Here is a 14,611-nt window from a genome sequence, read left to right as displayed (position 1 = left end):
TATTTAGTGTAGATGGCGAGAGCTGTAAGTTTTGTTAGTATCCCCGCTGGAGGTAACTACCATGACTGCTATTTTTAACTTATTACGACTTTGCCCCGACCCGCGTATTGCCATTCGCCTTGCGCCTAACATTATTCCTGCAGCTGCCCTTAATAAAATCGCTCAAGCAGCCCTTAACCGGCTGTTTAATACGGCCCTTAAAGCCGGCGATCTGGAGTTTTTACAGGGCCGCACAGTGCGAATTACAGTGAGCGATATTGCCGTGGACTTGTCACTAACCGCAGCAGACCATCAGTTACAGATCACCACGGCCAACGACTCCGAGGACGTAACCTTACGCGCGCAATCGGCAGCTTTGCTCGAGATCATCATGGGCCAAACAGATCCAGATACTTTGTTCTTTCGGCGTCAATTAGCTATTAGCGGCAACACCGAACTGGGCGTACAGCTGAAAAACTTTTTAGACACCTGCGAACCACAAGAGGTTATTCCTAAGCCGTTGTACCAAGCATTGGCGCGCTACCTAGAGGTGCAGTCCTTGGCGGCTCAGCCTTAATGAACAGCCACCAGCCTAATGGCAAGGCAAAGTTTTTGACATTCCTCCGAAGGCATACCTCCTATGGGGCAATGCCGGCGTTTACACATCGCCACCCCAATCATTAACTACCGAGTGCTACCTATGAATGAATTTACGTTAGAACATTTTGATGACTTCTTAGCCATCGCCAAGCAACAACCTAAACCTCAAACACTGCTATTGGTACTCGCCCAACGAGAGCTTCCACACGGCCATACAGCCGAGCAAGAAAAACAATATCAAGCAGGTAACGGCGGACACCTAGCACCATTAGGTAGCATTGCCAAACAAGCACAAACTTTAAATAGCTTTGCCGACTTAGCCCACGAAGCCACTCAAGTAACCGAGCAATGGGACGCTGTGTTTGTAGCGGCGCTGGATCAGCCTGAGGATGACGCAATCGTTAAGAAGATTGACAAGCTATTAGAAAAGATGGTCGATGATATACGCATAGGTCTGGTGGGAAAATTTCTTACTTTTGATAAAAAAGGCACTCCACTGACTCTTGAGCACGGCTGACATATTTTTACTGAGTTGTTTGATCATTCGCGGACAAAATATTTAGTGCCATTTATGTATCGAATGCCGAAATGAAAGCCGAGAATTTAACAGCGTATCTTTAGCTTTAAACACATCTACTACCATACACTTACGCCAACTCCTCAGTCATTACCTATACTGAGGTAGCTACGGACACATAAGAGTTAATGGCGGATTATGAGTATTTTTTTAAGGTAGGATGATAAGACGCCTCGCTATTAGCGATAGCAAAAGCCATGCGAATCTCGTCCATAAAAAAATACCGATCAACCATTTTCTATAAATCTGGCATCGATATTTCTGGTGACGATATGGTTTTTACGGCGACTTTTTTACGCTCACGACTCTTTTGGAGGCCGGTCATATGTGCGACAAAAAAACCACAGACGACTTTATCGATCATAACAATCTACTCACGCACCCACTCGAAACATTTGACGATATGCGCCAGCGCTGCCCGATAGCTCATAGCCCCGACAATAACCTCAATAAAGGCTGGTGGGCATTTAGTCACGCCGAGGTTAAGCAGGTGATTAGCGATGAGAAAACCTTTAGTAATATTGTATCAACTCACCGCAGTGTACCTAATGGACTAGACCACCCGGAGCACAGCCGCTATCGAAAACTCATAGAGCCTTTTTTTAATAAAGCACATATAAAAGCTTTTACCCCACAGTGCCAACGCATTGCCAAGCGCTTAGCGTTAACCGTAAAGAATCAAAAAAACGTAAATGTTATAGCTAATATGGCGGAGCAGTTCTCGGTACAAGTGCAATGTGAGTTTTTAGGTTGGCCAGACGATCTGCATGAGCCATTGCGCCGCTGGGCACACGACAACCATGCAGCTACCTTGGCAGGAAACCGCCCCGCCATGGACGAAATAGCACAGCGTTTTAGCGGTTATATTGATACATTATTAACCGCGCGACGCGCCAATTTAGCACAAGTCGAAGATGATGTTACCAATGAAATATTAAGCGCTACGGTTAATATTGAGGGTCGCCAACAACCCATTAGCGATGCTGATATCGTTAGTATTATGCGCAATTGGACCATGGGCGAGATTGGCACTATAGCCGCGGCTATGGGTATTATGTTGCACTTTTTAGCTATTAATCCGGCCCTACAGCAACACTTGCGAGACAACCGCCAAGATGTACCCGAAGCGATTGAAGAAATGCTAAGACGCCATGGGCCACTCGTAACCAACCGCCGTAAAGCAACCCGCGACGTAACGTTAGGTGGGCGCACAATTAAAGCCGGTGAGCTAATAACGGTAAACTGGGTGGCAGCCAACCGCGATGACGGTGTCTTTGCCGATGCTAACGAATTTAAATGGGGCCGGGATCAACATCAAAGCTTACTGTATGGCGCAGGAGTACATGTTTGTCCAGGCGCGCCATTGGCGCGACTCGAGCTGCAAACCATGCTTCAGGCAGTGTTAGATCACAGTGGTAGATTTACGCTGACCAAACACAAAAAACCAATAAGCGCACATTATCCCGCCAGCGGATACAGTGCTTTATGGTTGGATTTTAACGATTAATGTGAGCGTTTAAGGGTTAAAAAGGACACTAAAAAAACATACCTGTTTCCAACTGCGCCTCTTCGCTCATCATGTTGTAATGCCACGGAGGGTTAAACACCATATTAACGTTACTCGAGCGCACAAAAGGCACCTCGGCTAAGCGACGCTTAACATCATCGACCAGTACATCACCCATACCACAACCGGGCGCGGTCAGTGTCATATCTACGTTAACCGATCCGGCATCATTATCAACTGTCACCTCGTACACAAGCCCTAAACTAACAATATTGGTCGGAATTTCAGGGTCGTACACCATCGACAGCGCATGCCAAACTTGATCGACCGAAATATTCCCATCGGCCGGCGCATCAAAACTTAAGCCATTAGACACCAAGCCGATCGCATCCGCATCTTTACCGTCTATGCGGATTAAATTGCCGTGATATAACAATGTGTAGCTGGCGCCTAACGCTTGCGTCACGGTTGCCTCGGCGCCCTTGGGTATCAGTAAATCCTCGCCCGACGGCACCATTTTAGAGGGACATTCACGGGTAAACTCTACCTCACTGCCTTGTGCACTGTGCGGTACTTTGGCATTGGGTGCACGAATGGTTAATAGCTTTTGTTCACTTAGCCCCACCTCTAAATTTTTTAGATAGGGCAAGCTGGCTTTATCAATGTAAAATTTTAAACCTTCTTCAAATACAGTTAAATCAGACTCTTTTGCATCACTCGGCTGGCAATAACCCAAACACGTTTCTGCGCGTGGGGTACCAGCTTCGACCACAAATATTCGTACCGCCGCCACCTCTTTTTCTTGCAGAAGCTTTTTCAAATGTTGTAGCGCGGCGCTAGAGACGGTAATGCCAGAAATCATAGTAACCCTTACCTAAACGTTATGAGCGGCTATCATCCATGATCTTTTGAGTATTTAGACACGCTCGCAAACCATTTGCGCTTGAGCCTTAAAGCGCATTCCCTGTGCTTTTTACATGCTTATCTGTCGGACAGTTTAATGGTATTGGCTGTTAATCAGCAATATCACCAGTGCTGCTGGAGCCAAATTTACTTCGACTTACACCAAGCAGATCAAGCTGGCCGCCGTTAACACGGCCAGCGTAGCCAAATTATACGGGTGTATTGGGATCAGCCGCAGGGGGATTGCTTTGGCCATAGCCGCTAAATACGCCTTTTACGACCTGCCAAGCAACGGCGAGCGCACCGACAATAAAGACCACATCGCCAATAGTGCGTACCCAGCGCAATGTTTCCAGCAATGGTTGCTGCATAAAGCCCTCACTGCGGGCGTACCATAACCCTTCAGAGGCACTGGCGACAAACTGAATAAAGCCAATGGGCAATAAACTGGTAAACAGCATTAACACCAAGCCCCCATTCAGCGTCCAAAATGCTGTTCTCATTAAACGTTCGCTAAACACTAACTGCGGCCGAATATAACGCAACACCAACAGACTAAAACCTAGCGCTAAAAATCCGTAAACCCCAAACAGTGCCGCATGAGCATGGCTTGCTGTGGTATTAAGCCCCTGAATATAATACAGCGAGATCGGAGGATTGATCATAAAGCCCATTACCCCTGCGCCCAGCATGTTCCAAAACGCTACCGCCACAAAAAAGTACAGGGGCCATTTAATGTTGCGCATCCAAGGTGCTTTGAATTTAAGTCTCCAGTTCTCCCACGCCTCATAGCCCAGTACCACCAGTGGCACCACCTCAAGGGCACTAAACGTTGCACCCACCGCCATAACCGGTGTGGTAGTACCTGAAAAGTACAGGTGATGAAACGTACCAGGTACACCGCCAAGCATAAACAACGATGCCGAAGCGAGCGAGGCGGCAGTTGCAGTTGTGCGTGAAGTTAAGCCCATATTAAAAAATATAAACGCCAAGGCCGTGGTGGCAAACACCTCAAAAAAGCCTTCAACCCATAAATGCACAACCCACCAGCGCCAGTATTCCATCACCGATAAGTTGGTTCTTTCACCATAAGCCAGGCCCGCGCCGTAAAACAAACCAATGGCGATCACCGATGCGGTAAACAACGCTAATAAGTTTTTATCACCGTCTTGGCGCAGTGCCGGAGCAATAGCACGCAACATTAACAGCAACCAAAACACGATCCCCAGAAATTTAAGAATATGCCACAGGCGACCTAGATCGACGTATTCGTAGCCTTGATGCCCAAGCCAAAAGCTCCACTGGTGTGGCATAAGCTGGTTAATAGCAAAGTAATTGCCGGTAAATGAGCCGACCACTACTAAGATCAACGCCCAAAACAGAATATCTACTCCAAGCTTTTGAAATTTAGGGTCTTTACCGCCGTTAATGATAGGCGCTAAAAATAGACCAGCAGCCAGAAAACCTGTGGCAATCCAAAACATCGCGGCTTGAATATGCCAAGTTCTTAATAACGAATAAGGAAACCAGTTGGACAGCTCGATACCGTAAAAGCTTTGACCTTCAATGGTGTAGTGCGCCACTGCACCGCCCAAAAATACTTGGGCCACAAACAACCCAACAACTACCAGTAAATATTTTGCCAGCGATTTTTGCGAAGGCGTCAGAACAAAGCTGACAATAGGATCGTGTGTAGGAGGGGCAACCTCTTCCTCCTCTTTACGTAAAAAAGCCCACGCCCAAACCAAACTGCCCACACCGGCAATTAACAAAATAACGCTCACTACCGACCATACAATATTCTCGGCCGTTGGCACGTTGTTAATCAGCGGTTCGTGAGGCCAGTTGTTGGTGTAAGTTGCGCCATCGGGGTAACGCTCAGTACTGGCCGCCCACGCGGTCCAAAAGAAAAATTGAGTAAGCTTAGCGCGACGCTCATCATCGGGCAGCGTTACTTCTTTCATCGCATAGCTTTCACGGGTCGGCTGCAGTGATGCCTCGCCACCAAACAAACGATTGTAATAATCAGCGGTGTGCGCAATCGCCTGTGCCCGCCGCTGGCTAACAACCAGAGAGTCGGCTTCTGCATTGTATGTATTAACACGGTAAGCTTGGGTTAAATCGTACTTCAAGGCATTTTGCTGACGCCCATCTAACGCACTATACGCTCGGCCAAACTGCTCTTGCGCGGCAATCTCAAGCCAGGCTAACAGCTCCCGATGCAACCAATCGGCGGTCCAATCGGGTGCCTGATACGCACCGTGCCCCCAAATAGAACCCAACTGCATCCCACCTACCGATTGCCAGGCTGTCTGGCCGTCGAGGATACTCTCCTCGGTCATCAACACTTCACCCTGATCGGTTACCACCCACCCAGGTATTGGTGGAGCTTTGCGGTATACCTCGGCACCAAAGTAACCTAGCAGCCCAAAAGTAATAGCGACTACAGCAATTAAACCCCACCACAATTTGCGATACTGTCCCATACCTATTTAGCCTCTGTTATCGATACGATCGAATAAAACATTGTTTTCAAGATGAATATGCTCAACCATATCGATCTCAAACTCTTCTAACCCACGGTACAACGCTTGCCAGGTGTTACATGCCTGCTCGGGCAGTGTTAGATCATGAGTTAACGTCCGGACCATCTCTAACGCTTTGCCGTGGTCGTTATGCTCGTGTCGCATTACTTGCACAGGGCCTGCAGCTACGCCATGCATTCCGCGGCTAATCATTGGAAACAGTACTTGCTCTTCTTTGCCCATGTGAGCTTCTAGCTCAGCTTGTATCTGCTCTAAATGTGCGGTTAAGGTAACTGGACAGTTGGGGTGCCCACCGTGCACCAACTCTACCCGTCCGCTTAAACGTATTAACTCGGGTAATTGGCGTCGGTGAACATCGTGGTAACGGGTCAAAATATGCTCAATTAACTCGATATCGTTTTTTTCTGTCCACACGCTGCTATCTGCCCTAGGATGATGGTTAAGTGCCAACAACGCCTGCTCTAAATCCTCTTGCGCCAACTGCTTATCATCTGCGGCTTGCCATAAAGGCCTATCACCGGCGCAACAAAAATTAATGCCGTAGCGCCTAAACACCTCGGTAGCCCCTGGAATATCACGAGCAACCTCCCCAACCGCTTGCGTTAACAGGCTCATAAGCCCTCCTTATGTATGGTTGTACTATGCAACGCACAAAAGATTCATAATTTATGCATCTTAATCGTGATGCTACACCCACGCGAAATAGATGTAAATATAATGCATCTTATATTTCAGCAAAAACTTACGGCCGGTACCGACCGCCGGTAAAGCTCAAAATACACAAATAAGAAGCCTACTTGGCGCTAGGCATAAGAAACCGTATAAAGAACAGCAAATAATACCGGGGGGGGAGGAGATGTGATTGCTCAGCGCAGGCCAAATCGCTTAAGGCCTACGCACTTGGGTTGTACCGCGCTAACTAAAGCGCTGCTCTAAATACTGAATGATATCGCCAGACTCATACATCCACGTTGTTGCGCCGTTTTCATCAATCCGTAAGCAGGGCACTTTTATACGGCCACCACCTTGCTCTAATTCGTCGCGATAAGGGCTACCGAGCTGAGCATTACGCAACTCAATGGGCAAATTTAAACGCCGCATTGCGCGCCGAGTTTTGATGCAAAAGGGACAAGCCGAAAACTGATATAACGCCAGATTTTTTAGCTCGTGCTCGACCCGAGATTGGGCATCGGGGCTGCGTTTGACTTTTTTGGGTGGCAGTATCCAGCTGACAAAAGCAATAAGGCGACCAAGGCCTTCGCGTAAAACTTTAAGCAATAACTTCATAGATTCTCCTGCGCTAACCGGTACTAATATAATCTCCCAAAAGGGAGTGCGTCTATATGGGTTGGGCAGACTAACCATCACACGCCCCAATGTACAGACTAGTAGCTCAGTTTTTACCGTTATCGCGTAAAAGACAAGAATCTAAACAGGCCATTGATCTAAATTTAGCCCCAAACCAAATTCGGCGACCAGCCCCTTGGGACCGTCGCACTTAACCGTCAGCACCCCAAGCAATTCTGCATTCCTATTGCAAAATAGCATCGATCGTCTTTAGGCCAAAGGGCTTGATTGCCTTTTATATTCGAGCGAGATCACAGCTCGGTCCCGAAGAGAAGCACTCATTAAAAATCTCGTACTTAGTTGCACCAGATAACACCTAACACAATCTATTCTTTAACACTGAAAATAAAAACAGTCAAAAACAAAAAGCCCCACACTGCAGCTGAGTGCGGTGTGGGGCCTATTAGGCAATGTTAAAGTTATTCTTTTTTAGCGATTTCACGCTTTTCTTTTTTATCCGCACGTTTTTCTTTTAATGATCGTTTTGCCGCTTTTTTCTCAAGTTTAGCCATGATATTCACCTTTAATTAATAAAAAATTAATATTACAACCAAAGCCCTACATTTATGTAGAGCGACCTTTCTTCATTAATGCACCTCCACTACTTGAAATTGCATATGAGCACCTAAAAAATCCACATTAACCACATCACCTTTTTTAGTGTCTATCAGCTGTGCACCCAGCGGAGACAAATATGACACTAAGCCCGCTTCGGGGTTACTTAAAGCTGGGGATACTATTTGCAACTTAACCAACTGGTTCTCTTGGTAATCCATTAACGTTACGCTGCTATTAATAGATACTCGGTTATATTTTTGACTAATATCGCCATTATGCAGCTCAATTCGCTCAAATATTTTAGATAACATAAGTGGTTCAATACCTAGGCCCCAAGGTCGGGTAAGGTAATAACTTTGGGCGCGACGAAGCACCGATCGTTTAGATTCGACCTGTTGAACGGAACACATAGGTTTATCCTATCTGCAATGTTTACATTAAATTTTTTAAGTAATTAATTTTTGCACACGAGGTGCTAAGTGCGAATGCACTTTTAGAAGGGGAAGGTAAGAGAAATTCTCCATGTGATAAAACGAATTAAGTTATGCACTTTTTAGCTCTCTTTTTAAAACTTAAAGTAAGACCAATGGCTATAGACTACCTAGTTAAAAATTAAAGTCAACATGGGTTGCACAACGAATGTTGGCCGGTCAAGAAGTGCCGTCATTTATGCTGAAATAAACCGGTGTATTACACAGAAATGCTCGAGCACGGAGTGTCAATACAGCTAAAAAATACCGAAACCCATCGAATTAGATGGTAATAATAAAAAAGCCCACCGCACTGTCATTGTGTGGTGGGCTTTTTGTGTATGGCACGTGCTTTATACGCCAAAAGCTCTGGAAAAACATAACCGGCGTTAAACGTGCCGGTTATGTTAATAAGCCTTAGCTTATAAGCTAAGGCTTATTAAATAACACCAAATGCCATAACCGCATCGGCTACTTGACGGAAGCTAACAATATTAGCGCCAGCCACGTAGTTACCAGGCATGCCAAACTCTTCGGCTGTGCGATGACAATTTTTATGGATGTTAACCATAATTTCACGTAAACGGTTTTCTGTGTACTCAAAACTCCAAGTGTCACGGCTGGCATTTTGTTGCATCTCTAAGGCAGAGGTAGCAACACCACCAGCATTAGCGGCTTTACCCGGTGCGTAAGCAATACCGTGCTCATGGAACAGATCAACAGCTTCTGGCGTACAGGGCATGTTGGCGCCTTCTGTCACGGCAAAACAACCATTGGCGATTAGCTTTTTCGCATGGCTTTCGTTTAGCTCGTTTTGAGTCGCGCACGGGAAAGCCAAATCACAGGCGATATCCCAAATATCGCCACCGTGACGATACTCGGCGTTAGGACGATGATTGGTGTATTCTTTTAAGCGACCGCGCTCTACTTCTTTAATCTGACGGACGGTATCTAAGCAAATACCTTGTTCGTCGTAGATTACGCCGTTAGAGTCCGAGCACGCCACAACAATGGCGCCCAACTGCTGAAGCTTTTGCGTGGCGTAAATAGCGACGTTACCCGAGCCCGACACCACACATCGCTTGCCAGCCAACTCTTGGCCACGCACTTTTAGCATTTCCTCGGCAAAGTAAACAGCACCATAACCGGTCGACTCTTTACGAACCAATGCGCCGCTCCAGCTAGGGTTTTTACCCGTTAGCACACCGGCTTCGTAACGGTTAACAATACGTTTGTACTGACCAAACAAATAGCCGATCTCACGACCACCAACACCGATATCACCGGCGGGCACATCGGTCATATCGCCGATATGACGATAAAGCTCAGTCATAAAGCTCTGACAAAAACGCATTATTTCGTTGTCAGATTTACCCTTAGGGTCAAAGTCTGCGCCGCCTTTACCGCTGCCGATAGGCAAGCCAGTTAGGGCATTTTTAAAGGTTTGCTCAAACGCTAAGAACTTAATGGTGCCCAGCAGAACCGACGGGTGAAAACGCAACCCGCCTTTATAAGGCCCAAGTGCACTGTTAAAACCCACCCGAAAACCACGGTTGATTTGCACTTCGCCCTTATCATCTTGCCAAGGCACGCGAAAAATAATTTGGCGCTCTGGCTCACAGAGGCGCTCAATAATTTTGTGCTCGGTGTACTCGGGGTGACGCTGCAATACCGGCGCTAAGGTCGAGATCACCTCCCAAACAGCTTGGTGAAATTCTACTTCGCCCGGATTGCGTGCTTTGACCCCTTCATAGATGGCCTGAATGCGTTGCTCAGCTTCTTTCATAAACATCCTTAGGTGTCTCCACCCTATCTACTCATTAAAATTACACATTATTTAGACGACACAAGCAGCCACCATTCACACACTGAGTTTGGTGGCTGCTTGTCCTCACGGCGACTTTTGGGCGGCAAAAAATGCCACCGCAGCGCAAGTGGACTGACATTAAATCTACACTTAATCAAACAAAATCAGTGGGTTAAGGCAAAGGAGCCGTAGATTCTAGTCCCTCTATACGGCGGCAGCGCCCTCAGGAGCATACTCACTGCAAAACCGGCCTAATCGGGCCCAGAAAATAAAAGAGGCCAATGCCCTTGGCCCATCACTGACACAAAAATGACTGACGCGAGCGCTGTTCGCTCTACCGTCCTGATCCAATTATGCACCATAATGCGGCCTCGCACCATAATGCGGCACTTATGCGCCCTAAATGCACTAAAATCTGGCATCCTTAAGGTGCAGGTCGCAGCCCGCTTATTTGAGCAGAATCAATATAGCCGGCTCAAAATCACCAGTTGCTAGACTTTTACCTCAACCCTTACTAAAACTAACTAACAGCTATACTTGTTAAGCCGCCGCTAACGGCCTGCTATACCGCTGCTTTCTTTTAACTCGTCAAACCTAACTAGTAGGATTTGCTTTGCCCTTATTTAGCGCCAACTTGTGTCTTTTATGCCGTCAAAGCACTCCGTTAATAGTCTGTGCAGGCTGCGCCGAGCAACTAGAGACTCTCCTCATTGGCCAGCACCAGTGTCGGCAGTGCGCATTACCACTCAATGCCGAGGCCGAGTATTGCGGCGAGTGCTTAGCCACGCCGCCGGCTTTTGACCGAGTCATTGCGCCTTACTTGTATGCTCATCCGCTGGATTATGTGATTGGACGCGCAAAACACCACCACTGTTTACGCAGTGCGCGGGCATTAAGTCAGTTGATGGCGCGCAATATAGAGCTTTACTATCGTGCATTACCGCAACGGGAGCGCCCCACGCAAGTGGTCGCGGTGCCGCTACACTGGCGACGCCAAATAAGTCGCGGCTTTAATCAAACGCAAATTTTAGCCCGTGCCGGGGCGCAAGCTATCGACTTACAAGCAAATACACGGCTGCTTAAGCGCGTCCGCGACACGCAACCGCAACAAGGGCTTAACCGACAGCAAAGGCTGGCTAACTTGCATGGCGCGTTTACCGCTTGCGAGCTTAAAGGCCAACGAGTGGCACTGGTGGACGACGTGGTGACCACCACATCGACGGCGCGCGAGATCAGCAAGGTGTTACGCCGCGCCGGCGCTTCCGAGGTACACATCTGGGCACTGGCACGCACACCTGACGCTCACCTTTAAAAGCAAGCTTGCCTCGGCGCGTGTTAAGCCCCATCAAACCCCGTACAATATGCCCCCACAACCACCCACACCCGAGGGGGACTGTATGAGTAGTCAATCACCCGAGCAATCTGTACATCCGTACGAGACCTTAACTCCCGATGTGGTCATGGATGCCATAGAGAGCCTTGGTTATCTTTGCGATGCACGAGTGTTTGCGCTTAACAGCTACGAAAACCGCGTGTACCAAGTGGGTATCGACGAGGGCGCTCCGATTATCGCCAAGTTTTACCGCCCCGCGCGCTGGAGCGACACACAAATCCTTGAAGAGCACAGCTTTTCGAGCAGCTTGCACGATTTAGGAGTATCGGTAGTGCCGCCGATTGTCGGCGCCGATGACCGCAGCTTATTTGAATATCAAGGGTTTCGTTTTTCGCTCTACCCACGCCAAGGTGGCCACGCACCAACGCTCGACAACTTTGACCATCTGTTAAGTCTAGGCCGTGCACTAGGGCGCATTCATGCCCTTGGACAAGTCACGCCTTTTGAGCATCGCCCAACGCACAATACTGCGACCTTTGCCGAGGCGAGCTTTGAGTTTTTACTCGAACATGAGTTTATTCCGCGCTCGCTGCTCGAAGCCTACACGACCCTAGGCCGAGATTTAATCGCGCGCTGTCAGGATATTTTTGCTCAGGTTAATTACCGCAATATTCGTCTGCACGGTGACTGCCATCCGGGCAATATTCTTTGGCGTGACGAGGTACCCCACTTTGTCGATTTTGACGATGCCCGTAACGGCCCAGCCATCCAAGATTTGTGGATGCTACTGTCCGGTGATCGCGCTCAGCAAACCGCGCAACTCTCCGAGGTATTGGAGGGCTACCGTGAGTTTTGTGACTTCAACAGCGCCGAGTTGTTACTGATTGAGGCGCTGCGCACGCTACGAATCATGCACTACAGCGGCTGGCTGGCTAAGCGCTGGCAAGACCCTGCGTTCCCCCACAGCTTTCCCTGGTTTAATACCGAGCGCTATTGGGCCGAGCATATATTAGAACTGCGCGAACAATTAGCGGCTATTAATGAGCCAGCGCTAGAGATTTACTAGCGTATTGCCGCATAATAGCGCTATTGACCGCACCACAAGGAGCCACCATGTCGATCGAGCCTGCAACCTCAAGTGCCGATCCCGTCTGGGACGAAATCCGTCAACGTGCTTTCGAGCAAGCAAACCGCGAGCCCATGCTCGCCAGCTTCTTGTACGCCACGATCTTAAATCACGACTCGCTGGAAGACTCCCTGAGTTTTCACTTAGCCAATAAACTCGACAGCCCTGCCCTAGCGGCCATTTCGGTGCGCGAGGTGATCGATCAAGCGCTGGCAGACGACCCAGCTATCGGCGCCGCCGTCAGAGCCGACATCCAAGCGATTAACGAGCGCGACTCGGCCTGCTGCTCACTGACCACCCCCTTTTTGTTTTTTAAAGGCTTTCACGCCTTGCAAGCGTATCGCGTGGCCCATTGGCTTTGGCTGCACGAGCGGCACGCTATGGCGCTGTTTTTGCAAAACCGTATCTCGGTGGTGTTTGCAGTGGACATCCACCCGGCCGCGATCATTGGTCGTGGCATTATGCTCGACCACGGTACCGGCATTGTGATTGGTGAAACCGCCATTGTTGAAGATGACGTATCCATTATGCAATCGGTCACCTTGGGCGGTACAGGTAAAGAAAGTGGCGACCGTCATCCTAAAGTGCGCAGCGGTGTATTGATTAGTGCTGGCGCTAAAATCTTAGGTAATATAGAAATCGGCCACTGTGCAAAAGTGGGGGCCGGCAGCGTTGTTCTTAAACCTGTAGCGCCGCGTACCACCGTTGCCGGAGTGCCAGCAAAAGTTGTCGGCAGCGCCGATTGCGACCACCCGTCGCGCGCCATGGATCACTCTCTGGAAGGGTAAAATTGGCCGCGCGGCTTTGCAATTGTTGACCCTTTGGCTGGCAAATGTGGTGTATATTTGATGTCGCTTATTACCTATAAATAAAGCAACACCAATAAATAAGTACACCAACAATAAGGAACCTCATTATGCCCGCGCCATTACTCCGTACACCATTAGCCCTCGCGTTAGTATCTCTGCTTAGCGGCACCGCCTGCGTCAGCAGCAACACATCCGACAGCGAGCAATGGATCGACCTATTTAACGGTAAGGATTTAGATGCTTGGGCCATTAAAATTCAAGGTTCGGCGCTGGGTGAAAACCCTTTAGACACCTTTCGCGTAGAAGATGGGCTGCTTAAAGCGCGCTACGATAACTACGAATCTTTTCCGCAAAAAAACGCTGGTTTTGGCCATATTTTTTACGCCGAGCGCGCATTCTCGCATTACATTTTAGAGGTTGAGTATCGTTTTGTTGGCGAGCAAGTAAAAGGCGGCCCTGGGTGGGCGTACCGCAACAACGGCATGATGTACCACACTCCAGCACCAACAATGATGGAATTAAATCAAGATTTTCCCGTTAGCATCGAGTTCCAACTGTTAGGTGGTAATGGCACCGATGAACGCACCACGGCCAACCTTTGTACGCCAGCAACTCAGGTTGTTATAGACGGCGAGCTGCGCAAAGATCACTGCATTAACTCAGCCAGTAAAACCTATCACGGCGATCAGTGGGTAACCGCTCGACTAGAAGTGCACGGCAGTGAAGTTGCCATACACAGCGTCAACGGCGAACAGGTCATGACTTATACCGACTTACAACTGGACGATGGCACGCCCCAGGGCAGCGGTTATATCGCCCTACAAGCCGAGACCGGCCCAACAGATTTTCGTCGTGTCCGCCTGCTTAATTTGGAAGGCTGTATGGACGACAAGGCCAGTAACTACCGCTCTTATTTTATTAAAAATGACAGCGCCGCCTGCCAATACACTCAATAGTTAACGGCTTTGTTGCCGTCAATTTAAGCCATTATTTTTAGTCTAATGCGTTAAAAATTTGGCAAAAAAAAGCCGCCCACAATGGGCGGCTTT

General features: G+C 48.4%; 13 protein-coding genes. 7 read left to right on the top strand and 6 right to left on the bottom strand.

Features of this window, described 5'->3' with window-relative positions:
• The first annotated feature begins 61 nt into the window (after positions 1 to 61).
• The 3 genes from ubiT to GILYN3_RS13195 all read left to right on the top strand — a co-directional run bounded on the left by ubiT (position 62) and on the right by GILYN3_RS13195 (position 2,663).
• Positions 62 to 556, top strand: a complete 495-nt coding sequence (gene ubiT / locus GILYN3_RS13205; protein WP_049723428.1) for a ubiquinone anaerobic biosynthesis accessory factor UbiT — start codon at positions 62 to 64, stop codon at positions 554 to 556.
• A 63-nt stretch (positions 557 to 619) separates the two neighbouring features.
• Positions 620 to 1,096 carry a hypothetical protein gene (locus GILYN3_RS13200; protein ID WP_049723427.1) on the top strand — a complete coding sequence of 159 codons (477 nt, stop codon included), beginning with the start codon at positions 620 to 622 and terminating at the stop codon, positions 1,094 to 1,096.
• Positions 1,097 to 1,481: 385 nt separating this feature from the next.
• Complete coding sequence (locus tag GILYN3_RS13195; RefSeq protein ID WP_049723426.1) at positions 1,482 to 2,663, top strand: cytochrome P450; 1,182 nt, start codon at positions 1,482 to 1,484, stop codon at positions 2,661 to 2,663.
• A 28-nt stretch (positions 2,664 to 2,691) separates the two neighbouring features.
• Here the strand turns inward: GILYN3_RS13195 and sufT are convergent, their stop codons facing one another.
• From sufT to gdhA, 6 genes are all read right to left on the bottom strand, one after another.
• On the bottom strand, positions 2,692 to 3,525 hold the full coding sequence (gene sufT, locus GILYN3_RS16910; RefSeq protein ID WP_084005442.1) for a putative Fe-S cluster assembly protein SufT: 834 nt from the start codon (positions 3,523 to 3,525) through the stop codon (positions 2,692 to 2,694).
• A gap of 250 nt (positions 3,526 to 3,775) precedes the next feature.
• Complete coding sequence (locus GILYN3_RS13185; protein WP_049723425.1) at positions 3,776 to 6,052, bottom strand: nitric-oxide reductase large subunit; 2,277 nt, start codon at positions 6,050 to 6,052, stop codon at positions 3,776 to 3,778.
• Positions 6,053 to 6,058: 6 nt separating this feature from the next.
• Positions 6,059 to 6,727: an iron-sulfur cluster repair protein YtfE gene (gene ytfE / locus GILYN3_RS13180; RefSeq protein WP_049723424.1), complete on the bottom strand. Its 669-nt coding sequence runs from the start codon at positions 6,725 to 6,727 to the stop codon at positions 6,059 to 6,061.
• A gap of 300 nt (positions 6,728 to 7,027) precedes the next feature.
• Positions 7,028 to 7,399, bottom strand: coding sequence for a glutathione S-transferase N-terminal domain-containing protein (locus GILYN3_RS13175; protein ID WP_049723423.1), 372 nt, complete (start codon positions 7,397 to 7,399; stop codon positions 7,028 to 7,030).
• 647 nt (positions 7,400 to 8,046) lie between these two features.
• Positions 8,047 to 8,427, bottom strand: a complete 381-nt coding sequence (locus GILYN3_RS13170; RefSeq protein ID WP_049723422.1) for a GreA/GreB family elongation factor — start codon at positions 8,425 to 8,427, stop codon at positions 8,047 to 8,049.
• A gap of 499 nt (positions 8,428 to 8,926) precedes the next feature.
• On the bottom strand, positions 8,927 to 10,273 hold the full coding sequence (gene gdhA, locus GILYN3_RS13165; protein WP_049723956.1) for an NADP-specific glutamate dehydrogenase: 1,347 nt from the start codon (positions 10,271 to 10,273) through the stop codon (positions 8,927 to 8,929).
• Between the two features lie 634 nt (positions 10,274 to 10,907).
• Between gdhA and GILYN3_RS13160 the strand changes: the two genes are divergently transcribed.
• The 4 genes from GILYN3_RS13160 (at position 10,908) to GILYN3_RS13145 (ending at position 14,518) form a co-directional block, all read left to right on the top strand.
• Positions 10,908 to 11,606 carry a ComF family protein gene (locus GILYN3_RS13160; RefSeq protein ID WP_049723421.1) on the top strand — a complete coding sequence of 233 codons (699 nt, stop codon included), beginning with the start codon at positions 10,908 to 10,910 and terminating at the stop codon, positions 11,604 to 11,606.
• Positions 11,607 to 11,691: 85 nt separating this feature from the next.
• Entirely contained in the window at positions 11,692 to 12,693 is a 1,002-nt protein-coding gene (locus GILYN3_RS13155; RefSeq protein WP_049723420.1) for a serine/threonine protein kinase, read from the top strand.
• A gap of 47 nt (positions 12,694 to 12,740) precedes the next feature.
• Positions 12,741 to 13,541 carry a serine O-acetyltransferase gene (gene cysE / locus GILYN3_RS13150; protein WP_049723419.1) on the top strand — a complete coding sequence of 267 codons (801 nt, stop codon included), beginning with the start codon at positions 12,741 to 12,743 and terminating at the stop codon, positions 13,539 to 13,541.
• A gap of 128 nt (positions 13,542 to 13,669) precedes the next feature.
• Positions 13,670 to 14,518: a 3-keto-disaccharide hydrolase gene (locus GILYN3_RS13145; protein ID WP_049723418.1), complete on the top strand. Its 849-nt coding sequence runs from the start codon at positions 13,670 to 13,672 to the stop codon at positions 14,516 to 14,518.
• Positions 14,519 to 14,611: the final 93 nt, after the last annotated feature.

The sequence above is a fragment of the Gilvimarinus polysaccharolyticus genome (assembly GCF_001187555.1).
Lineage (GTDB): Bacteria > Pseudomonadota > Gammaproteobacteria > Pseudomonadales > Cellvibrionaceae > Gilvimarinus > Gilvimarinus polysaccharolyticus.
This window is presented reverse-complemented; position numbering and strand designations above follow the sequence as displayed.

Excerpts from the sequence above, each read along its gene's own strand:
- GILYN3_RS13170 (WP_049723422.1), bottom strand. The coding sequence starts at position 8,427 with ATGTGTTCCGTTCAACAGGTCGAATCTAAACGATCGGTGCTTCGTCGC.
- ubiT (WP_049723428.1), top strand. The coding sequence starts at position 62 with ATGACTGCTATTTTTAACTTATTACGACTTTGCCCCGACCCGCGTATT.
- ytfE (WP_049723424.1), bottom strand. The coding sequence starts at position 6,727 with ATGAGCCTGTTAACGCAAGCGGTTGGGGAGGTTGCTCGTGATATTCCA.
- sufT (WP_084005442.1), bottom strand. The coding sequence starts at position 3,525 with ATGATTTCTGGCATTACCGTCTCTAGCGCCGCGCTACAACATTTGAAA.
- GILYN3_RS13145 (WP_049723418.1), top strand. The coding sequence starts at position 13,670 with ATGCCCGCGCCATTACTCCGTACACCATTAGCCCTCGCGTTAGTATCT.
- cysE (WP_049723419.1), top strand. The coding sequence starts at position 12,741 with ATGTCGATCGAGCCTGCAACCTCAAGTGCCGATCCCGTCTGGGACGAA.
- GILYN3_RS13200 (WP_049723427.1), top strand. The coding sequence starts at position 620 with ATGGGGCAATGCCGGCGTTTACACATCGCCACCCCAATCATTAACTAC.
- GILYN3_RS13155 (WP_049723420.1), top strand. The coding sequence starts at position 11,692 with ATGAGTAGTCAATCACCCGAGCAATCTGTACATCCGTACGAGACCTTA.
- GILYN3_RS13195 (WP_049723426.1), top strand. The coding sequence starts at position 1,482 with ATGTGCGACAAAAAAACCACAGACGACTTTATCGATCATAACAATCTA.
- GILYN3_RS13175 (WP_049723423.1), bottom strand. The coding sequence starts at position 7,399 with ATGAAGTTATTGCTTAAAGTTTTACGCGAAGGCCTTGGTCGCCTTATT.
- gdhA (WP_049723956.1), bottom strand. The coding sequence starts at position 10,273 with ATGAAAGAAGCTGAGCAACGCATTCAGGCCATCTATGAAGGGGTCAAA.
- GILYN3_RS13185 (WP_049723425.1), bottom strand. The coding sequence starts at position 6,052 with ATGGGACAGTATCGCAAATTGTGGTGGGGTTTAATTGCTGTAGTCGCT.